The sequence below is a fragment of the Lactococcus sp. UBA7128 genome, assembly GCF_002492185.1.
Taxonomy (GTDB): Bacteria; Bacillota; Bacilli; order Lactobacillales; family Streptococcaceae; genus Lactococcus; species Lactococcus muris.
This window is the reverse complement of record NZ_DKXK01000080.1, coordinates 14672-35945: the sequence shown is the minus strand read 5'-3', so window position 1 is coordinate 35945 and position 21274 is coordinate 14672. Positions and strand designations below refer to the sequence as shown.

The 21274-nt window shown below is 39.3% G+C and carries 21 protein-coding genes; 1 reads left to right on the top strand and 20 read right to left on the bottom strand.

What is annotated here, in order from left to right:
• Positions 1–25 precede the first annotated feature (25 nt).
• From B4H39_RS08905 to B4H39_RS08895, 3 genes are read right to left on the bottom strand one after another with little or no spacing between them, the layout of a single operon-like run.
• On the bottom strand, positions 26–754 hold the full coding sequence (locus B4H39_RS08905; RefSeq protein ID WP_251421331.1) for a WxL domain-containing protein: 729 nt from the start codon (positions 752–754) through the stop codon (positions 26–28).
• Between the two features lie 27 nt (positions 755–781).
• Positions 782–1594 (bottom strand): WxL domain-containing protein, encoded by an 813-nt coding sequence (locus tag B4H39_RS08900; RefSeq protein WP_251421335.1) that lies wholly within the window; start codon positions 1592–1594, stop codon positions 782–784.
• Between the two features lie 3 nt (positions 1595–1597).
• Positions 1598–2419, bottom strand: a complete 822-nt coding sequence (locus B4H39_RS08895; RefSeq protein WP_202230928.1) for a WxL domain-containing protein — start codon at positions 2417–2419, stop codon at positions 1598–1600.
• Positions 2420–3030: 611 nt separating this feature from the next.
• Between B4H39_RS08895 and B4H39_RS08890 the strand changes: the two genes are divergently transcribed.
• The gene (locus tag B4H39_RS08890; RefSeq protein ID WP_251421338.1) at positions 3031–3822 is read left to right on the top strand and encodes a class A sortase; all 792 of its coding nucleotides are present in this window, start codon (positions 3031–3033) and stop codon (positions 3820–3822) included.
• A 157-nt stretch (positions 3823–3979) separates the two neighbouring features.
• Here B4H39_RS08890 and B4H39_RS08885 read toward each other — a convergent pair whose 3' ends face one another.
• From B4H39_RS08885 to B4H39_RS08805, 17 genes are all read right to left on the bottom strand, one after another.
• Positions 3980–4408, bottom strand: a complete 429-nt coding sequence (locus B4H39_RS08885; protein ID WP_251421341.1) for a hypothetical protein — start codon at positions 4406–4408, stop codon at positions 3980–3982.
• A 22-nt stretch (positions 4409–4430) separates the two neighbouring features.
• Positions 4431–5207 carry a WxL domain-containing protein gene (locus tag B4H39_RS08880; RefSeq protein WP_251421343.1) on the bottom strand — a complete coding sequence of 259 codons (777 nt, stop codon included), beginning with the start codon at positions 5205–5207 and terminating at the stop codon, positions 4431–4433.
• Positions 5208–5246: 39 nt separating this feature from the next.
• Positions 5247–5564, bottom strand: a complete 318-nt coding sequence (locus B4H39_RS08875; protein WP_251421346.1) for a hypothetical protein — start codon at positions 5562–5564, stop codon at positions 5247–5249.
• 136 nt (positions 5565–5700) lie between these two features.
• The gene (locus B4H39_RS08870; protein ID WP_202230931.1) at positions 5701–7152 is read right to left on the bottom strand and encodes a helix-turn-helix domain-containing protein; all 1452 of its coding nucleotides are present in this window, start codon (positions 7150–7152) and stop codon (positions 5701–5703) included.
• A 197-nt stretch (positions 7153–7349) separates the two neighbouring features.
• On the bottom strand, positions 7350–8687 hold the full coding sequence (nox, locus tag B4H39_RS08865; protein WP_251421349.1) for a H2O-forming NADH oxidase: 1338 nt from the start codon (positions 8685–8687) through the stop codon (positions 7350–7352).
• A 606-nt stretch (positions 8688–9293) separates the two neighbouring features.
• Positions 9294–11294 (bottom strand): transketolase, encoded by a 2001-nt coding sequence (tkt, locus tag B4H39_RS08860; protein ID WP_251421352.1) that lies wholly within the window; start codon positions 11292–11294, stop codon positions 9294–9296.
• A gap of 129 nt (positions 11295–11423) precedes the next feature.
• Positions 11424–12791, bottom strand: a complete 1368-nt coding sequence (locus tag B4H39_RS08855) for a PTS ascorbate transporter subunit IIC (protein WP_202230934.1) — start codon at positions 12789–12791, stop codon at positions 11424–11426.
• A gap of 50 nt (positions 12792–12841) precedes the next feature.
• A complete protein-coding gene (locus B4H39_RS08850; RefSeq protein ID WP_251421355.1) occupies positions 12842–13141 on the bottom strand; it encodes a PTS sugar transporter subunit IIB in 300 nt (99 codons plus the stop codon).
• A 1-nt stretch (position 13142) separates the two neighbouring features.
• The gene (locus B4H39_RS08845) at positions 13143–15071 is read right to left on the bottom strand and encodes a BglG family transcription antiterminator (protein ID WP_202230936.1); all 1929 of its coding nucleotides are present in this window, start codon (positions 15069–15071) and stop codon (positions 13143–13145) included.
• Between the two features lie 189 nt (positions 15072–15260).
• Positions 15261–15881, bottom strand: a complete 621-nt coding sequence (locus tag B4H39_RS08840) for a pentapeptide repeat-containing protein (RefSeq protein WP_251421358.1) — start codon at positions 15879–15881, stop codon at positions 15261–15263.
• Positions 15878–16594, bottom strand: coding sequence for an NADPH-dependent oxidoreductase (locus B4H39_RS08835; RefSeq protein ID WP_251421361.1), 717 nt, complete (start codon positions 16592–16594; stop codon positions 15878–15880). The genes B4H39_RS08840 and B4H39_RS08835 overlap by 4 nt, the downstream gene beginning before the upstream one ends.
• On the bottom strand, positions 16587–17471 hold the full coding sequence (gene dnaI, locus B4H39_RS08830; RefSeq protein ID WP_251421364.1) for a primosomal protein DnaI: 885 nt from the start codon (positions 17469–17471) through the stop codon (positions 16587–16589). The genes B4H39_RS08835 and dnaI overlap by 8 nt, the downstream gene beginning before the upstream one ends.
• A 2-nt stretch (positions 17472–17473) precedes the next feature.
• Positions 17474–18637: a DnaD domain protein gene (locus B4H39_RS08825; RefSeq protein ID WP_251421367.1), complete on the bottom strand. Its 1164-nt coding sequence runs from the start codon at positions 18635–18637 to the stop codon at positions 17474–17476.
• 32 nt (positions 18638–18669) lie between these two features.
• Complete coding sequence (gene nrdR / locus B4H39_RS08820; RefSeq protein ID WP_202230941.1) at positions 18670–19119, bottom strand: transcriptional regulator NrdR; 450 nt, start codon at positions 19117–19119, stop codon at positions 18670–18672.
• A gap of 3 nt (positions 19120–19122) precedes the next feature.
• Positions 19123–19776 (bottom strand): tRNA (guanosine(46)-N7)-methyltransferase TrmB, encoded by a 654-nt coding sequence (gene trmB, locus B4H39_RS08815; protein ID WP_251421370.1) that lies wholly within the window; start codon positions 19774–19776, stop codon positions 19123–19125.
• 60 nt (positions 19777–19836) lie between these two features.
• A complete protein-coding gene (locus B4H39_RS08810) occupies positions 19837–20610 on the bottom strand; it encodes a phosphotransferase family protein (RefSeq protein WP_251421373.1) in 774 nt (257 codons plus the stop codon).
• A 349-nt stretch (positions 20611–20959) separates the two neighbouring features.
• On the bottom strand, positions 20960–21223 hold the full coding sequence (locus B4H39_RS08805; protein ID WP_202230944.1) for a Veg family protein: 264 nt from the start codon (positions 21221–21223) through the stop codon (positions 20960–20962).
• Between the last annotated feature and the right edge of the window lie 51 nt (positions 21224–21274).

The following is a 21274-nucleotide window of genomic DNA, read 5'->3' as shown; positions in this document are numbered from 1 at the left end:
TAACAATCTTCCGAAAGCTCAAACGCTAGTTCGCAGGAGTATCTGTTAGTGCCCATGTAACCGTAGATTTATAAGTCGTAGCTAACTTTGTCGTTTTACCCGGAACAAACAAGGATACTGATGAACCTTTACTTGTGTCATCTCCCCATACGAGCAAGTTTGTCCCTGCACCTTTACCAGAACTTGCACCAAGTATCGTACCTGACGAAGCTCCCGGCGTTAAAGTTACTGAAGAAACGGACTTATTTGCAGGTGCATCAGAGATGGAAACAAGACGACCATTTGCAAGTGTTAATTGAGCACCAGTCAAAGTTGAGCCTGTCCCTGCTGCACCCGTTGTAAATTCTGTCGCTTGGACAGAAAGAGACCAGCCTGCAAATGTCCCACGATTATCCGTCACTTGAACCCAGTTTGGACGAGTTGAACCATCGGAAATTGGATTTGCGGCAGCATTGTATGTTCTATCTGCTGAAGTGATTTCTTGGCTGCCAAAGTCAAAGCTGGAAGCATAGTCAATAGATAGAGGTCCATCCGTACCAGGATTGGGGCCGTTTGGATCGGTAGGATCAACGGGTTTAACTGGCTTTGTAGGATCAGTGGGATCGACAGGATCCGTTGGTTTAGTTGAAGGGGTGTAAGCCACTTCTCCTTTTGAATTATAAACAGCTTCATCGGCAGCAAAGACTGTCGATACTCCAGCAGATGAAGCAAGTAAAGTCAGTAATGCGAAAGAAAGAATTTTTTTCGTTTTCAATATTTATTTTTCCTTATTTTTATCTCTCTAACTGTTCTGAGGAAGTTCAGACAGTATCCATTTTAGTTGTGTTGTATAGAAGGTTGAATCTTTAAATGTTTTTCCGGGGACGAAAAGTTGAACATCTGTGTTAAAACTTTCTTTTACCCATTGTCCCTCTTTATTAAGTGTCCTTTGCTCTACGAGTCTGCTTCCCCAACGTATCATCCAAGTTCCGGCGCCTGCACCCTTATCTGCTGCTGCCACAAGAGTTTCTTTCCCGGGGACAAGATCAATCACTTCTTGAGGTTTTGGCGCTGTATCCGTATTTTCTGACACTGCTTCTGGTTTTTTCAAGGAGAGCATTGCTCCTTTCAAATCGGGATATTTTGCTTCTGGTTTTCCTTGATGAAACTGAGTCACCTCTAAGACTTTCAGCGTCCAGCCCCCCAGTGTTCCTCGGTTGTCTGTCACTTGGACATAATTAGGTGTTTCGAGTGTTGAAGCATGATATTTTTGCGCTTTGGCATAATAGATTTTATCCTGAGCCGAGATAGCATTAACTCCAAAGTCAAAAGAGGAGGCATAATCTATTGATAAAGGACCTGCTGTTCCCGGAGCAGGAGTAACTCCTCCCGGCCAGACTGGAGAAACAGGAACTCCTGGATGCTCTGGACCTGGGCTAATCGGCGGGGTTATCTTGCTTCCTGCAAGAAAATTAATTTGTCCCAATGCTGGATGGTCTTCAGAGTCAGCTTTGCTCTTCTCTGAAACGCTCGTGAAAATCATAAAAACTAGAAGTAAAGCTACACTGTACACAGATTTTTTCTCATTCCACCTGCCTTTCGTTAACCAGCACATCCTCTAATTTCCTGGTGTATCTGAAAGTTTCCAGATCAGGGTTGTTGTGTAAGCTGCTGCCTTTTTAGCAGTACTTCCCGGAACAGTGAGGGTAATTGGAGATTGAGCCGCTACAGCATCCTGAGAGCGTGCACTCGAATCGTAATCTGCTGTAGCACCTAGAGCGTATGTCCAAGTTCCCATCCCTTCATTTGCTTTGGCTGACATCAGAACTTGATCAGAGGTATTTAAGGAAAATGTTGCTGAATTAACATTAGAAGGTTTTGCAGGAGTTACTGTACCGTTTGTTACACCCTTGCTGAACTTGAGGTCGGCGCCAGTCAAGTATGTTCCAAGAGGTGCAGCTGTTTCGGGTGTGCTTGTGATGTCCGTTCCCTTTTCTCTAAATTGTCCGTCTGTTGCCACAGAAAGGGTCCATCCTGCAAAGTTTCCACGTACATCAGTCACTTGTGCATAGTTTGGCACAATGCCAGAAACCGCACCATTTCCATCAAGTATTTTTTGACCATGAGCATAGTATGTTTCACTTTTCGCGCTGATTTTTTGCTTACCAAAAGCTAAACTAGAAGCAAAGTCTAAACTCAATCCCTTTGTTACTTCAACAGGTGGTTTTACTGGATCCGTTGGGTCTGGATTTTCTGGTGTTACTGGTTTCTCAGGATCTGTTGGATCCACGGGTTTGGTTCCCGTATCTCCTGTTACGAACTTCACGTCCCCTGAAGTATCATAGTTCGCGTTTGCAGCAAAAACTGGGGGTGCAATAAGTGGGCCAACCAGCATCAAGGCTGCAAGCGCTGCTGCTGATTTGATATAAATTTTATTCATAAGTTTATGGTATTCCTTTGGTTCTTTGTAATTTGTGACAGCCATGAATTTGAGTAATGTTCACTGTCAAGGGGGTATTTGTTCGCCTCCTAAACTGGAGGTCACTAGATAAAGCAAGATATTTTAATCTCCTACAATTTGAAATAAATCTTTCAAGCTGTTCTTTTGGAATGCTGTTCAAGTATTACTCATTTCCTGATTATTTGAAGTCCGCTTTTCGACCAAGTCCGCACGTTTTTGCATTTTATAATATCTACTGTTCACTTGGGATTCAGTCATTATGGGCTCAAAGATAGTCATGAAAGTAATAAAAACTTTTTTACATTCCCTCTCCAATTCTTTTAAGGTTTTATTAAAATGAGGTAATAAAGTTAGACGTCAATCACTTTAAACCACAAATCTATTTAAGCATACCCTTCATTCTCTAGTCAATCTTATTTTGAGATTTTCATTTTTTATTATTTTTTTCAAAAAAAATTTTAAAAAAAATACGCTTAAAAGCCAATAATAGCGCTGCTCTATTTCTTCCAAGCTGAAAATACACCCTCTTGCTTTACTCGATATTGATTTCAGAAAAAAAGGAATTATTTACAAAATTTTTTCATTTTGTTATGATTGAAAAAATAAGAAATGGACTAAAAATGAAGAAAAAGCGCCTAAAAACCCTGATTACTTTACTCACTCTTTCAATGCTCGGAGTTCTCTCCATTCCCTTTTCAAAATATTTTGGACTAGCAAGCCATTCCCAACTGATAAAAAAACCAGATATAACAAATACTTTGCCTGAGAGAATTGCGGAGCCTGAGCTTATTGAAGCTCCTAATCTGAGGGATGTGGTAAAATCCTACAGCAATAAAGATAAAACTGCTGTTGGGCAGGTAATCATTCCCAGTGCTTCTGTCAACCAACCAATTTTTATAGGTTTGACAAAGGAAAATATGGCTCGTGGTATTGTAAGTCTCTTTCCCAAACGCCAGCCGGATCAACAAAGCTTAACGCTCATTGGGCATCATGTTCAGTATGACTCTAGTCTTCTCTTTGGTGGTGTCCAGTCCTTAAAAAAGCATGCGGATGTTTATGTGCGTTATTTTGATGAGTATTACAGTTATAAAGTTGAGTCCAATCGCATCATCAAAGAAACAGACCTCGCTGCTCTTGAAGATAAGGGGCCTAATTATCTGCTTCTTATTACTTGCAATAGCGCGACAACTACTCCCTACCGTGTTCTTGTCACTGCTAAAAAAGTAGCCACTCCATCTAAAAAAGCTCACGCTTCTTTTACTCATCAGAAAGAGATTATTCAAAAAGCGCATAGCAAAACCTATTGGATAAAATTTCTACTGCCACTATTTTTTGCTATCTTTTTGTCAGGAATATTTTTAATATATATTTGGAAATTTTAAACAGGCTACTGAAAATGACAATAGCTCGTGAAAACAAAAAATGAAACCCCAATCCTGTGGTTTCATTTTGATAGACTCTCGATAAGCCGAATTTTTTAAACTCCCTCTTCACGATGGGTTTATTTTTTGTTTAAGCTCATACAAATGCTTTATACGTCTATTTTTCTCCGAAGAGTAATCTCCCTGACATGCTAGAGAGGACTCTTCCAGTGTTGGTTGACTGCAAAGCTTCTCCATCCAACATGCGCACTTTTTTCGAATTTTGAAGGGAGACAGCAGTGTCTGGTGCAAAGAAATACTTGGCCTTCTTTTTCTTTTTATTTTCCTTTTCACGTTTTTCTTTTTTTATTGGTTCAGACGACTTAGAAGGACATTTTTTTGTTTTCTCTGTTCTTGGTTCTTGAGGAGCAGGTATCGTTTCTGGATCCTCGGGCCTTACTGTCGTATCTGGCGAAATGGGGTTCAGAACTTCAGCAGCCTCAGCAGATGTTTGAGATGTTAGCTCTGTCGAACTAAAAGATAATAAGATCAGACCACAAACAAGCCAAGAAGCCATCTTCGCTGTTTTTATATTTATTTTTTTCATCAAAGATCGTCCTTTTCGCAATTTATTGGTTGTCTGGAAGCTCACTGAGTATCCAAGTTAATTTTGTACGATAATCAGCGGGGGCTTTAGGCGTAATTCCGGGAACATACAAGCTAACAGAGGAGGTAAAGTATTTTTCAAGCTTTTCTTTACCAGCGAATAGCTCCTTTTTGAACAAATCTTCTTTTCCTCCCCAGCGAATAATCCATGTCCCAGCTCCCTCACCTCTTTCTGCTTGAGCAATCATTGTTTCCACTCTTGGTGTCAGATTAATAACCTCATAGGGCTTGGGATGTTTTGAATCGCCATTCGTTACTGCTGTTGATTTTAGAAAAGACAGAGAAGCCCCTTTCAACTCCTCATACTTTGACGATTTCCTTGTTTTAAACTGTTTTTCTTCATAAACTTTTAAAGTCCAGCCCTTAAGTGTCCCTCTATTGTCCGTTATTTGAATAAAATTTGGTGTCACAAGCGAGGAATTATAGTAACGTTGAGCTTGGGCAAAATAAACTTGATTTTTATTCGAAATTTCATTCATCCCAAAATCAAAACTGCTTGCAAAATCAATAGAAAGATTACCCCCGGTACCTTTATTCGGCTTGGTATCATCTGGGTTAATCGGTTCAGCAGGAACATCTGGATTTTCTGGATTTACGGGTGGCGAGACTGCATCAGATGGGGTATAGGTAAGTTCAGCATTTCCTCTGTAAGCTCTAGTTTTGTCGTCGGCTGCTCCTATTAGGACGAACTGTAAGGAAAGAAAAAGCCACAGTGAAAAAATTATCATTTTTATATACATCTTCCCTCCTCTACTTGGATTGATTTTGAGTTGTTACTTTTAGAAAATTGTCTGTTCTTCCTTCAAAGTTTTCATCAAGAACATCGCCAACAAAAAAGGCAAGAGAGCAAAAACTATAAATTTTGCATTTGAGCCATCACCTGCATCTGGTATCTTTTCACTTTTTGCCATCCCTGCTTCCCTTTTTTCTGCAGATGACAGGGTATTCTCCTTATCTTTTGGAGGATGATATTCTCCATAAAATCCTGTTTGCCCATATCCTTCATAAGAGGCAGCTGTTACAGAAAAATTCATAAAACTAAATGGTATTAAAATTAATAAAAGCAGAACCCATAAATTTTTCCTTATTTTCTTCATGCAGCCTTCCTCCGAAATATGTCATTGTATTCACTAATTCTAACATTTCACATGAAAGAAATCATTTTTATTTTTTGTTCAAAAATAAAAATAAAACAAAAAATCGAAAAAATGAATTTACGATTTTTTAACAATATTAAGAGTCTAGGCTGTCTTTCTTTATCCTCACCACGCTGTTTCCAAAAAATTCCCAGTCATAAGAGGTGGGAGGAGAAGCCCAAATGATTTGCTCTGCCTCAACGTCTAGGGAGGGCAAGTTGGACAAATAAATATCAATGTTTTCTCTGTCCCCTCCAATACTTGCTTCAATATTTAAAAAACCCAAAGATTTTATATTTCTCAAAATATACTGGTTATAAGATACTCCATAGGAGAAATCAACACATATTTTGACCGTTTTCCGCGTTTTGTGAACAGAGGTATAGCAGAGCAACAAAAACATATATTCACGCGCAAGTGCCTCATGTTTTTCTTGAAATAAATCGCCATCTTCGGAAGACATCATCTTTTGATTAACGAAGTTATAGCAAAAGATTTCTATTTCTTCATAATTTTCTCCCATAAATTTAAAATCATTGAGACTAGAAGAATCAAAGTTTGCTCTTAAGGAAATGAGTAATCTCAAGTGAATATTATTTAATTCTCTTTGAGTTTCGGCTTTTTCAAACTCAGATTCATGCTCCCCAAATTTTTCACTGAAAGTTTCTGTAAATTCCCTTGTCAGTTGAAGAACCTTCTCTGGCATCTTAAAACTACACTCTTCCGTTATACCCTCACTTGAAAGAAAGTAGAGCAGCTCATGAGCTTCTTCTAATATTTCATGATCTGCCCCCTTGAGAAACTCTTTTAGAAGTTCTTGGATAGGTGCAATAAAAGGACTATTTCCTTTCATAAAAGCTTCAGCTTTTGTTTTATTTCCAAGATAATTTCTCGTATAAATGACAAAGAGACGATACGATAGTTTCGTTTTATCTGTTAAGGTAAGGTCCTGAGTAAAAAGTCCGTTTATTTTTTCTAAACCCGCTATCATCAGACTAAGATTTGCGGCAACATCACTCGAAAAAATCTTGTAGAAGTCACCATAAAGGGAGAGATAAAAGTTATAAACAAACTCTCTAATCATCCATTCTTCACCTGAAAACCTCATGTTTTTATCAATGGAAATCCCATACTCTACTGTCAAGTCAGAAAACTTTTTTACAAGCTTATAGGTTGATGATTTGGATAAAAAAACTATTTCTTCCAAATCCGCAATTTTGTTGACTTCCTCTGTAAATATAGCTCTTACAAGCGATTGCATCTGAGACCTTTGCACATAGTGATTCAAAAGAATCATTATGTTCCCTTGAGTCTTCCTTTCATAACGCACATAACTTTTCTTGGTCTGCAAATCGATGAGATAATAGCGCTCTAACTTCCAGGTCTTAATTTCTGCCTTTATTTCTGATAGCAGTTTTTTCACTTGATAGTTATTAATCTTAACTTCTTCCATCAACTCATCAAAAAGAATTGTAGAAAGATGGTGATTTTCAAGATAATAGAGTATCTTCAGTTTTTTTAAATCATCTTCGTCTAAATATTTTAACAAGCAACACTTCCTCCAACTCTCTTTTTTATTTATCTAATATTACACTATATTGAATAAATGTCAAATAGCCTAACAGAAAAAGAGGCGTGCCGCAATTTTTTTAATTTTCTATCCGATTGTTTATAGATTACAGCTTAAAATTTGAGTCTAACAAAAAAATCGTAAAGAAAATTCTTCACGATTTTTTATATGAGCAATTACTTTGCGTTCAAAGCAGCAACAGTCATGTAATTATACGGACTATTGAAATGCGGTAAAAAGAAAAGGTCAAGCAGCGCAAGTTCATCAATTGTTTTCTGTTCCTGAATTGCTAAACTAAACATGTTGATATTTCCGGCGATAATCTCGCTATAGCTGGCCATTTGAGCCCCCACGATACGACGACTTTCTTTTTCATAAACAATACGAATCTTGACTGTATCATTGTCTTCATGCAAGAACCAAGCCTTTTGCTTATCCTCAAAGTCCGTGTAGCTCACATCTAGTCCAAATCTCTCCGCCGCCTTAACTGAAAATCCTGTTGAAGTCATGTTATAGCCAAAAATAGAGATACCATTAGAACCCTGAACACCTGCTGATTCCAGAGATGTTCCCCCGATATTATGACCTGCGACAATCCCTGAGCGGACAGCATTTGAAGCGAGTGCGATGTAGGTAAAGTTCTGTAAAGCATTTGAATAAATACTTGCTACATCTCCTACAGCGTAGACATCTGGATCACTCGTTTGTTGATGCTTGTCTACTTTAATCGCTCCGTTTCTTAATGTTTCAAGTTGATCACTTGCCAGAGCACTGTTTGCTGTAAAGCCGATACAGTTGATTACCATATCAACGTCATAGCTGTCCTTATTGGTCACAATCTGTGAAACACGACCATTTGTGCCCTTAAATTCTTGGGCAATCTCCCCAAAGTGTAATTCAATCCCCTGTTTTGAAAGATTTTCATCCATTCCTTTGGCAAAGTCTTCATCGTAATACGAAGCAAGAGAGGTAGCCTCTGCATCAAATAATAATACTTCCTTACCGCGGCGTTTTGCGGCTTCAGCAATCTCTGTCCCAATATATCCTGCGCCAATAACAGCAATACGTTTCACGCTCTCTTTAGCAAATTCTTCATCAACTGCTTGCCCTTCTTGGAAAAGTTTAAGAAAATGAATCCCTTCTAACTCGTTGCCTAAAATTTTAGGAATAATTGGTCTTGAACCCATGGCAAGAATGAGCTTATCATAATCTCCCACCAAAGTTTCGCCAGTTTTTGCTGTCGCGTGTACTTGCTTCTTCTGAAAATCAATAGTGGAAACTTCTGTTTCAGTAAGAACCGTCGCGCCTTTTGCTTCAAAATCTTCTGGACGAGCATAAAATAACTCGTGGGGTTGGTCAATCTGACGCCCTACCCAAAGCGCAGTACCACACCCAAGGTAGCTCATATTGCTGTTGCGGTCAATCATGACAATTTCATGGCCTGGGTACTTATCTAATAATGTATTTGCAGCAGCAATACCAGCGTGATTTGTGCCTATGATAACGATTTTCATATTGAAAAATCTCCCTTTTACTTTAGTTATATTACGTATATTTCATTTAAATAACTATATTATCACATATATTTCTATACATCAAACAATACATCCTGTTCACTATAGCAAAATAGGACTTTTCACCTGCTCATCGTCTATAATCAGACTTGGAGTTACAGCTCTAAGATAAGTACTCTAAGGGAAGCAACTTTTATCAGCACTTATCAGTTGCTCACTTTACCCTGTCTTTATTTCGTTCATTGATTTTCCTCTGTTATTTGGGAACAAAATAGTTAATGCTTCTGCCTTTCTCTCAAAAAAGGCATCCTTTTATCCTTAAATGTTTCTCCTGATTTCTTAAAGAAAACCATAAAATATGTGTTGTTTCTTACAAAGAAAAAAAGCCTCCCAAACGGAGAGGCTTTGTTAGGCAACTTTCGCTGTGTCAGAGTGGTTCACACACACTGACAAGTTCTCATGCTTCCTGCACGAACAACTTAATGCTCCAGAACTCCTGTGCTTCAATAATCTACCAAAGTAGAACATCGACTCATCGCATGAAACTATTATAACATAATATGCTCCCCTGAGGGCAACAAAAATTTTTCACGATATTGCCTGAGATTAACAACAGCCTTTAGGACAATTGTCTTTCATTTCTTTATATGTTTTTACAACATTTTCTACTGTAAAGCCATATTCTGGCAAAATAACATTTGCAGGTGCTGAAGCGCCCCATTTGTCTACTGTTACAGTAGCTCCAGCTAAACCGATGTATTTGGCCCAGCCGAAGCTTGTACCTGCTTCGACAGCCAAGCGGCAGCATACATTTTTCGGAAGAAGTTCTTCTTTGTACTCTTCAGATTGTTCATCAAAGATATTCATTGACGGCATAGAAACGACACGGACACCTTTTCCGAGTTCTTTTTTCGCTTCAAGTGCAAGTGCAACTTCTGAACCTGTCGCAATGATAATCCCTTCAAGTTCACCTTCTTCTTTAGAGAGAATGTAGGCACCACGGTTTAAGCCTTCTTCAGCCAACTGTGCTGTTCCTTCAAGTACTGGCAAGTTTTGACGTGTCAAAACAAGTGCAGTTGGGCGTTTTTTACTTGAAACTGCACGGCGCCATGCTGCAACAACTTCGTTGCCATCTGCAGGACGAATCGTGTCCAAGTTTGGCATAGCACGCACTGAGGCCAACTGCTCAACGGGTTCATGTGTTGGCCCATCTTCACCAACAGCGATAGAATCATGCGTCCAAACGTATGTGACTGGCAATTCTTGCAAGGCAGCCATACGTACTGCTGGAAGCATATAGTTACTAAAGACGAAGAATGTACCGCCATAAACACGTGTACCCCCATGAAGGGCAATGCCGTTCATAATGGCTCCCATGGCAAACTCACGAACACCAAACCAGATGTTACGACCTGCGTAGTTATCTGGCATGAAGTCTGTATCATTTTTCGCCATTGTATTGTTGGAGGCTGACAAGTCAGCTGAGCCCCCCCAAAGGTTAGGCATTTGTGCTGAAAGCTCTTGGATAGCTTCTTGTGATGTGACACGTGAGGCTTTGCTTGACCCCACTTCGTGTTTGCTTAAATCAAGTTCCGGCGTCTCATTTTCAAATGCTTTGGCATATTGTTCCGCAAGTTCTGGATATTTTTCAGCATAAGCTTTAAAGGTATCGTTCCAGACTTGTTCCAGTGCTTCGCCACGTGCATTGAGTGTTTGACGGAAACGTTCAGTGACTGCCTCAGGTACAGTGAATTCTGGGTAATCCCAGCCGTAAGCCTTCTTAGCAAATTCGATGCCTTCTGCTCCAAGCGGTGCACCGTGTACTGCTGAAGTTCCTTGTTTTTCAGCACCATAACCAATTATCGTTTTCACTTCAATAATTGTTGGTTTCCCTGTTTCTGCTTTTGCTTGCTCTACTGCTGCTGCGATTTCGGTCAAGTCATTGCCATCCTTAACCAAAATATGTTGCCAGCCATAGCTTTCAAAACGCATTTTAATGTCGTCAATAAATGATTTGTCCAAATCACCATCAAGCGAGATATTGTTTGAATCGTAGAAAAGAATAAGTTTTCCAAGTTTCAGTTTCCCAGCCAGTGAAGCTGCTTCTTGTGAGACCCCTTCCATAAGGTCACCATCCCCATTGAGGGCGTAAGTATAATGGTCCACGATATCAAAACCAGGCTTGTTATAGGTTGCTGCCAAATGCGCTTCAGCCATCGCCATACCAACCGCATTAGCAATACCTTGTCCCAAAGGACCTGTGGTAGCTTCTACACCGTCTGTCCAGTCAACTTCTGGGTGACCAGGAGTTTTTGATTGCCACTGGCGGAAGTTTTTCAAATCATCCATGGATACTTTATAGCCTGCTAAGTGTAAAAGGCTGTAGAGCATTGCTGAACCGTGACCCGCGGAAAGAACAAAACGGTCACGGTTAGACCACTTACGTCCTGTTTGTGGGTTCACATTCAAGAATTTGCTCCAAAGTACATAAGCCATTGGCGCTGCCCCCATGGGTAAACCTGGATGTCCAGAATTTGCCCTTTGGATAGCATCCATTGACAATGTACGGATTGAATTTACAGCCAACTGATCAGTGTAGTCGAACATACTTATCTCCATTTAATCTTTTAGTCATACATCTTATTATAACATAATTGAAAACGTTTTTTATTTTCGCCTTATTAAAAAATCAGATTTCCCCAATGGAAACTGATTTTTGTGCGCATCTACAAGTGTTTAAGCTTTTGATTTATCACGGGCATTTAAAACTGCACTAAGGATTAAAACAACAGCCAAGAAACCGAGAATGAGTGTAGCAATAGCTACAGTTCCCATCTCTCCAACACGGCCAATAATAATACCTGGAATCAGATAGTCCGTATCGGCAAAGGTCGCTGATGCCCCAGCTCCAAAGGCGCCCAATGATGGAATGATGAACAGTGGAAGCCATGATAAGAGTAAGCCATTGGCAAATGATCCAATCACTGCGCCACGGCGCCCACCATAGGCATTACCAAAAATTGCGGCTGCTGCACCGCAGAAGAAATGTCCAACAACACCTGGAATAATAACTGTTGTTCCCATGACAAGCATAGCAGCCATTGACAAGCACCCTGTAATAAATGAAACAAAGAATCCAATCAATACAGCATTAGGTGCGTAAGGAAAGACGATAGGAACATCCAAAGCAGGCTTTGAGTTAGGAACTAACTTTTGCGCAATCCCTTGGAAGGCTGGAACTATTTCTGCCAAAATCATACGTACCCCTTGGAGGACTACAACGAAACCTGCTGCAAAAGTTCCTGCTTGAACTAATGAAAAGATTACAAAGTTTGTGCCACCAGAGAGCTCACCCTCAACATATGCTGGCCCTGCAGCAATTGCGAGAAGAATGTAAACTACGGCCATCAACAAGGAAATCGATACTGTTGAGTCACGTAAAAATCCAAGTGATTTAGGAATGTTAAGTTTTTCTGTTGATTTTTCAGGATCTGGATTACCCAGTGTTTTCCCTAACCAACCAGCAAGAGCATAACCAATATTTCCTGTATGCCCCATGGCAACATTGTCTGTTCCCGTAATTTTACGCATGAAAGGCTGACAGAGCGCTGGGGTAACAGTCAAGAGTGTTCCTTCAAAGATACCCCCAAGAAGGATTGTTTGCCAGCTTTGCCCCATTCCTGCTGAAACAAGAATAACCGCTGCCATACAGGAAACATAGAGCATAGCCTGACCTGTTAAGAAGATGTACTTAAATCTTGTAAAACGCGCCAACAAGATATTGACAATCATTCCAACAAGCATGATCAAAGCTGTTGGTGTCCCATACTCAACCAGAGCTAGAGCAACGACACCCTCGTTTGTTGGGACAATCCCTTTAACATTAAAGGCATGTTGAAACATGTCCGCAAAGGGTGCAAGAGCACCAACTAAAATCCCAGCACCACCGACCAAAACTAAGAATCCAGCAAAAGTTTTAACAGAACCTTGAATAACAGCTGTAGCTGGTTTCTTTTGTAAAATAAGGCCGAGCATCGCGATTAGTCCAACAAGAAGTGCGGGAGTTGTCGCAACAGAGACAATAAAGTTTAAAACTCCATTCATTTTTTTGTTCTCCTAAATTTATTTTTTACTAATTTTTATTACAGGTCTTCTCAGCTATGAGAAATTCCTCTTTCGTCCAAGACCTTAACCAAAGCTTCACGTGCTGCATCGCGATCAATAATTGAAGATAGGGGCACGATTTTTTCTTCCGGAATATTCGGTAATGCTGTTGTTAAAGTTGACTCTACAAAGAAATAATCAGCTGCATCAGGCGTTGCAGAGCCTACATCCATGTGATCGAGCTCAAATTCATTGGCATCTAATCCCATCTCTTGTAAAAGTGCTTGGAGGTTCATTTGTACCATAAAGCTTGTTCCTAGTCCTGATTGACATACGCATGCGATTTTCATATTATTCTCCTTCTTTCTCTGAAAAAATTTGTTCTAATTCTGCTACCGTTTCTGCCGTTAGCATTTTATTGAGTTCTTCTTTATTTGACAAAATTTGCGTCAAGGTCGATAAAGCCTTAAGGTGTGTTTCGTTATCAATGGCCGCAAGAACGATAAATATTTTTATTTCATGTTTGGGATCGTCTTGCAAATACACGGGTTTATCACATTTTAACAGAGACATGCCCAGCTTATTGACGCCATCTTCTGGACGCGCATGTGGCAGCGCAATTCCCATCCCTAAGTCAATATAAGGTCCAAATTCATCTACACGATTGATAATGGCTGAAATGTAAGACTCCTCGATTTCTCCTTGACGAAGCAAGGGCTGTGCAGCAAGCGTAATCGCGGATTTCCAGTCTAATTCTTCATCTGTAAAATGGATTTTTTCTTGAGTTAATAAATCTGAAAGCATTACCCCTAATGCCTCACTTTCTGTCTTTTTATTGTTTAACTTGCGGTCTATAATCCGCGTTAACTGTTTTTTAGTTGCATTACTTTTAATGTCAACATAAGGCTCAATAGCACGCAAGATAGCTTGAGCACTCGGTTTATAAAAACCTGGAAGATTAAAATCTTGTGAAATTTGATTGTAAAGTCTTGTTTCTTCCTCAATATCTGGAAATGCAGACATGACATACAATTTCTTGTCTGTCATAACAGGTACTGTGGAAAAGATAATATCATAGGAATGCGCAGGAATATTGTCTAAGTCAGAGCTGGCTGTGCTGAGAAGAAAAGTCATATTAGGAAACATGTTTTCTAAACGTTTACGCATGATTAAGCTTGAGCTCACTCCATTGACACATAAGACAATGGCACGGAGATTTTGCGCGTGCTTCTTCTTATAAATTTCTCCACCAAAGAGAATGACAAAGTAAGCGCGCTCATCTTCTGAAATTTTGCCACAGACTTCATGTAGAGGTGCTAAGGCAAGCGCCATTAATTCAAAGAGTGAAGCATACTCTGCTTTTATTTTAGGCAAAAGTACATTGTCTATCTCATAATGATATTTCAAGCGAAAATATGCTGGTACAAGATGCGCACGTAAAGCTGCAAAGGTCTTTGTAAAGTCTTCGAACTCTACAGCTGCGAGTTTCATGACATTTTCCATGATTTCAAAACCGATACGATAGAGAAAATCAAAACCAGATTTGTCAAAATTTCCATCGCTCATACCAATAACAAGTGCTTCAACTTCTTGGATATTTTGTTTAAGACTTCCAAGACGCGCTTGAAGCAGAGCAAGAAAAATTAACATTGAAACATAACGACTGTGTACAACTTCAACTTTCAGTTCCCTGATTAAACGATTTGTTTCTTGCCCCACCTCGTAAATAAAGAGCTTATTTTCTTGATTAAGATATTTTGATAAAACATAGTAATCTTTATCATCATGGAGCTCTTGTAGAAAGCGCCAAGCTATTTGTCGAAGTTCAAGCTCCTCACCTTTCAGATAAAAGCCTGACTTTCGAGAATATTCTAGACTAACCGTTCCCTTGTTTATTTGTTGTCGTAGCTTTTTAATGTCAGATAAAACTGTGTTGCGGCTTACATTGAGCAGACTCTGAAAGTTACTTGTGGACAGTGCGGAAAGTTTGGAGAAGACAAGCAGATAAATCAAACATTGTCTTTTAGACTCGCTTAAAGTAAGAGCATATTCGTCTATATTAAATCGGACAGCTTCAAAATTTTCCAACCGCTCTGGAAGTGCCAAGACATCGTCTCTAAATTCCAATGGTCTTTGTTTTTGATCTTGCAACGCACGATTCAACTCACTAAGTTGCCTGTGAAATTCCTGACTCTTAAGGCCTGTAAGTTCAAGAATTTTTTCCAGTTTCCAAAAACGTCTTTCTGAAAACAATAGGATATCTAAGTTATAACTAAGCATCTTTTTTCCTCACATCTAAATTATAACGCACTTTAAGTGCATAAAATGACAACTTCAGCACAAAATAAGAAAACGTTTTCTTTATAGATTGGACTCTTCTATAAAAAATGACGTTTTCCTCTATGTTAAAAATCGCTTCGATAAAAAGCGATTTTTATTATGAAATAAAAAGTTTCGAAAAGCTAAAGCTTAAACAATGTCAATGCCATGCAAAGCTGCAAAAAATGGGACTTGACTCAGATTGACTTTAATATTTTTGGCCAGTTCTGGACTGACATCCAGCCTTTCAAATTGATTAGTTGAAAAGTCAATACCCGCTAAGGAAGTCTCCCAAAAATTGGCCTTCTCTAAATCATTATCCTCAAACCTTACGTGCTTAAATTGACTTGCAATAAAAAGACTTTCTTTTAACGTATTGCCAGAAAAACGCACATTTTTCAAACGGGCACTTGAAAAATTCGCATAGTTAAGTAAACTGTTCTGAAATTGAACATCTTGCAAAAAAGACTGGGCGAACTCTGTTCCAAGAAGTTTACAATCCTTAAAAACGCAGCGGTAAAAACCAAATTTGGAAAACTTAAGGTTTGAAAAGTCACATTTTTCAAATACACAGTCTGTAAATTCTAAATCCGCTTCCACAGACAATTCAAAGCTTACATTTTGCAAATGACAGCTGCTAAATAATTGTCTATCAGCTATATCTATTTCTTGGTTTTTTAAGTGCACTTGATAAGCTTCATTATCTTCTAAATCTTTAAAATCTACAACTTCAAGTTCAGTTGGTAGTTTTGGAGGCAAGATTCCTTTCATAAAAGTCCCTTCACCGTAAGATTTTCCCTTGTTGAAGGATTTTCTGGTTTTCCCCATTGGTCAACCATTCGACTCGACCAAGTTGAGTTTAAGCGGCGCGCTCCAGCATAATCATCTTGGACCTTATCATATTGGCGAAGGACTTCTTCATCTTGCTCAATATATTTTTCTGGGAAAACAAGAGCATCATAAGGCAAGCGAGGCTTGACTGCGTTTACACGTGCTGGTTTCCCCAAGGCAATAGCAAAAATCGGATAGGTATAGTCTGGAAGATTCAAAAGTTCAGAAATCTCACTGGACTGCTCTCGAATCAGACCAACCATGACACCACCATAGCCAAGCGATTGTGCAGCAAGTAAGGTGTTTTGTCCCGCCACGGCAGCATCAACTGACGTGATAAGAAGAGACTCTACACCTTCTGGTTGGAACGTTCCGCCATTCATTTCTACAGCTGTTTTGGCACGATGAAGATCACCTACAAAAACCAAAAAAGCGGCACAGTTCTTAATTGCTTTTTGCGGTTGCTGCGCGAAGATAGCTTCTTTTTGCTCTTGAGATTGCACAACAACAATAGAGTAAGACTGAAAATTTTTCCAGTTTGGCGCTGCACGTCCTGCATCAATAATTGTTTTTAATATTTGTTCAGGAATTTTTTCTTCTGTAAAATTACGGACAGAACTGTGTTGCATCATCAGATTAATTGTTTCATTCATGACGTCGATTTGCTCCTTCTAAACGAACTTCATTTGCCAAATATTTTACACGTTCCATCACACGTTTGGCCGGCCATATCTCATCTGCTTTTTTTGTTTCAGCCAAATGTAGCTCAAGTTCTGTCATATTTAAGTTTGATGTGAAAAATGTTGGTAAGTTTTCTTGCATTCGGTGCTGTAATATAACCTGTAAGATACTGTCACGCACCCAAGCATTATTCAGTTCAGCTCCGATGTCATCCAAGACCAAGACTTCTACTTTTTTGATTTCATTCACCCAGTACTTGGCATTATCAAAGTCTAGGTCAGAAATAAAGGTCGGATAATGCAGCAGAGTAGTTGAAATACCTTTTTTGGCTAACTCATTCGCCATGGCAGCCATGAGGTAAGATTTTCCAACACCAAAATCTCCATAAATGTAGAGGCCCTTTTCTTTTGGATAATTGTCGATGAAGTTTTCTACCTTGCGGAAAAGATCAAACTGATTTTGATTGTCGGTCAATACATCCGCATAAAAATCGATCTGCTTCATCTCTCTAGGCAAGCCGATGATCTGAACACGGCGGAGTTGATTGCTTGCTTCTTGACGACGGGCAAGCTCTGCTGTCGTCTGATAAGAAACATCTGCATAACCGTGATTCATAATCAAGACAGGTTCATAGCCATCGGCCGCCATCTTCTCATGTTTTTCGAATTTTTTTCGCTCTTTGACAAATTCATAAAACTTAGAATAGCTACGCTGTACTTCATCTTCAGTCATTTGATTTTCTGAAATAAAAGCTTGAACCTGCTCATTTTTCATGACTTCAGACACAAGTTTATCGAAATTCCCACGTACATCTGGGCGCTTACTCAAAAGTTCTCCGATTGATTCCATGTTCACTTCTCCTCTCTGTCCTTGCGACGTGAAGCCTTATATTGCTCAAATTTTGCAATATCTTCCGCACTGGTCGTATTTACATAGCTGGCGTTCGACCATTCCGGTGCTTTTTTCACCAATTTTCCCTGATTTTTATGACTTTTATTGTTCTTTTGTCTTTCATCGGCCTTTTGCTGATGCTCCAAGATACGTTTTACCGCCGCTTCAGCATTATAAACTTTATGACGCAGCCAGTCATTGGCCAGCGTGTTCACAAAACTTGAGTTGAGGCTTGATTTTCCCTGCTGAATGAGCACATAATGAATCAAAATATTTTGAACTTGATCTGCTATATTTTGCTTGGTCAAACGATTAAGAATTTTCATTTCTTCCTGTGAGGCAAAGCCACCCGTTTGCTGTTTCAGCTTACTTAAGAAATCAGCAGGAGTTACTTCTTTACTGATAACAATCAAGTCTTGAAAGCCTTTAGGAAATTCAGACAAGGACGGCACGGGCTCAGACTTTCCAGCCAGCATGCTCGCAAGGTGAGCTATGTTCAAAGTCTTATCTGCATTGGCTGTTTGTTCTGCGGCTTTAAACAGTTCATACCAATTTAGGTCAAATTTTTCAGCTAGACTGTAGAGCGATAAAATATCTTGATTTTCATTAGAAAAAGTCAAATGCTGACTTTCCATAATGCTCTTAAAGGAAGTGAGATCAAATTTTTCTGGTTGAGCAAGCTTACTGCTCCTTTCAAACTTGACAGAATAAACTTCATGGAATTTTTTAGTAATTTCCAACGCATTGGGTTCATTTTTCTGAGCAAGCGCTTGAACTTTATTTTCACCAATTCGCGAAATTAATAACTGCTTATAGAAATCGTCTGCCAAAAATTCCTCAAAACTCAAAGGGCTTTTAAGCTCTAAAAAATAGCCAGGTTGTTGGTCAAAAACCCGAACCAGTCCAATCCCTGAAAGCTTGTCTAGCGCGTCAATGAAGGGATTGAGACCAAAATCAAGGTACTCCAAAAAATGAGAAATCTTGCCCGTCGAAAAAACGCGCAAGAGTTGATAAAGTCCAAATGCATCTCGACCAATGATTGGTAAATAAAGCAGCGAAAAAGTATCGGCATCAAAGCTGATTTTTCCTCGATTTAGAATAGAAAATGAATCACCTGGTCTCATAGTTCATCCTTTTATTTCTCTTTTTACAACCGTTAGTCTTTTTTGGTAATCTTTTTAAGTAAATCTTCGATTTCACTTACATCTTTAAATGAGCGATAAACACTGGCAAAACGCACATAAGTAATGTCATCCAAATTCATCAGTTCTTCCATGACAAATTCGCCAATGACTTCTGTACGTACTTCATTTTTTTCTAACTGACGTACTCTTTGTTCAACACGATCAACCAGTTTTTCTATAGCTTCACTGCTTACTGGACGTTTACGTGCACTGCGGACGACTCCTGTGATGATTTTATCACGGTTAAAGACTTCACGTGTATCGTCGCGCTTAATGACCAAAAGCGGCATTTCTTCAATACGCTCAAAAGTTGTGAAGCGATTTCCACAGCTTTCACATTCACGACGACGACGAATCATATTATCTGCTTGGCGTGAATCCACTACTCGTGACGATTCAGATTGACATTTTGGACATCTCATAGCTTAACCTCTCTTTGGGAATTTTGCTTCTAAACGGTAAATCACCTGCCCCTTACTTGAGAATTTTGCTTCATACTCTGTCATTACATTGACTCCGGCAAATTCTTCATCTGCGTGCAAGTCCAACCATACTTTTTCTAAAATCATACCATACTGGCTCATGCTTGCCAAAGAATATTCGAAAAGTCCACGATTATCTGTTTTAAAGTGGATTTCACCTTCTTTAGGCAATATTTGTTCATAAGTTTCTAAGAAAGACTTATAAGTCAACCGACGTTTTTCATGACGTTTCTTGGGCCAAGGATCACTGAAGTTAAGATAAACGCGTGACACCTCCGCATCTTCAAAATACTCTGTTAGAGCCGCGCCATCAACTAACATCATCTGTACGTTAGGGAGGTTGGCTTCTAAAGCTTTGTCCAAGGCATATGACAGCACAGATAATTGCATATCAATAGCGATGTAGTTTATGTCTGGATGTTGCGCAGCCATCCCTGTAATAAAAGCCCCTTTGCCACATCCAACTTCAATATGAATGGGATGATTATTTCCAAAGCGTTCTGCCCAGCGCCCCTTGAAGTCTGCTGGGTTTTCTACAACAACATGTGCGTTATTTTCTAAGTGCTCCGCAGCACCTTTACGATTTCTTACGCGCATTTTTTCTCCTATTTATTGAAAAAATAAGAAGGCAAGCCTCCTGATTTTATTATCTAATTTTTAAAACAAGCGACAAAAATCCTGAAAACGTGATATTTCTTGTTCCGTTTCCTTAATCTGATCCCTCGCCATATACTCTGATATTTGACGCAAAAACGAAAGTTTCCCATACCATATCAACTCACTTTTAATATTTGCTGCCACACCATAACCTGAGTCAAGCAACCATTTTTCCCACTCTTCTGGTTTTATATAATGTGTCAAGACGTGAGCTATATCGACAAGAGGACTGCTCAAAAGTACTGTATCCCAATCTACAAGGTACACTTTATCACTTTCGTCATCCACCAACCAATTCTTGTGGTTCACATCACCATGAACTACAGCAATATCTGTTGCTTTTAATTCCGGAAGAGTTTCAGACAGCTCAATAACAACATTTGCCAAAAAACCATTCGTCTCAAAAATTGAGCTCTTACTCAGCACCTGCTCCAAAAGATCTGCAGGAAACAAAATCTCGTTATCTAGCTTTCTACAGGCTTCGATAAGCTTTTCACTTTGATGCAGATGACGCAAGATTTTGCCAATACGAGAATCATTCATCTCATTCGGTTTCAAAGTATGACCGTTAATCCAAGGCTGAGCAGCTAACATGTCACCTTCTGCCGTACGCTTCGTCCATAAGACCTGTGGCGTAATCCCCTCAAGGTAGACACTTGTCAAAAAGGGGCTGCAGTTTTTTTTGATAAAAACACGCTTATTGTCGCTTTCACCAACAAAAGCATTTCCTGAACCACCTTTGACAGGTATCATTGATAAACTTGAAGATGTCATGTTTACTCCTTTCTTTGGATTTATTTGTTTTTTGTTTGAGAAGTTTTCTAGTAGTGAGTGGTCATAGAACCACCTGCAATAATGTCTAGTGCTTGCTTAAGCTCCTACGGAGACCTTGTATTCACAAGACATTGTAAGCAGTGGTCTACCATTCTGCGGATTGCACAGCGCTAAAGTACTGGCAATCTTACTACCAGAGAACTTCTCGAAAATCCCCCTGCAGGGTGAGCCGCTACGTGAAGTGATTGAATGTTGCAAAGCAAAGTCGACCATTGAGCTTCTATCTAGAGTTTAACTCATCCAACAGTGCTTTAGAAAATTTTTCAAATAAATAAATGAGCGAAACAAATTATTTATTTGGATAGTGAATCAAAATAGTTTGTGTCAAAATGTCCGCATATTGGTAAGACTCTGTTACTTTCGGTCCACGTGTTGGGATGTTTTCAATAATAAAGTGTGTGGCATAAGTCTCGATCAAGTTAACCTTATGACGATTTTCACGTTTACGTCCAAATTGTGATGTAATTTCAATGGTTTGACCAACATGTTCTTCAACTTGTTTTCTGATATCGACGATTTTTCCTACTTCTTGACTTTGATTTTGGTTATCCATTTTACTCTCCAATTTTTCTCTAGAAATGCAAAGGCAGGCGTTTTTCGCCTA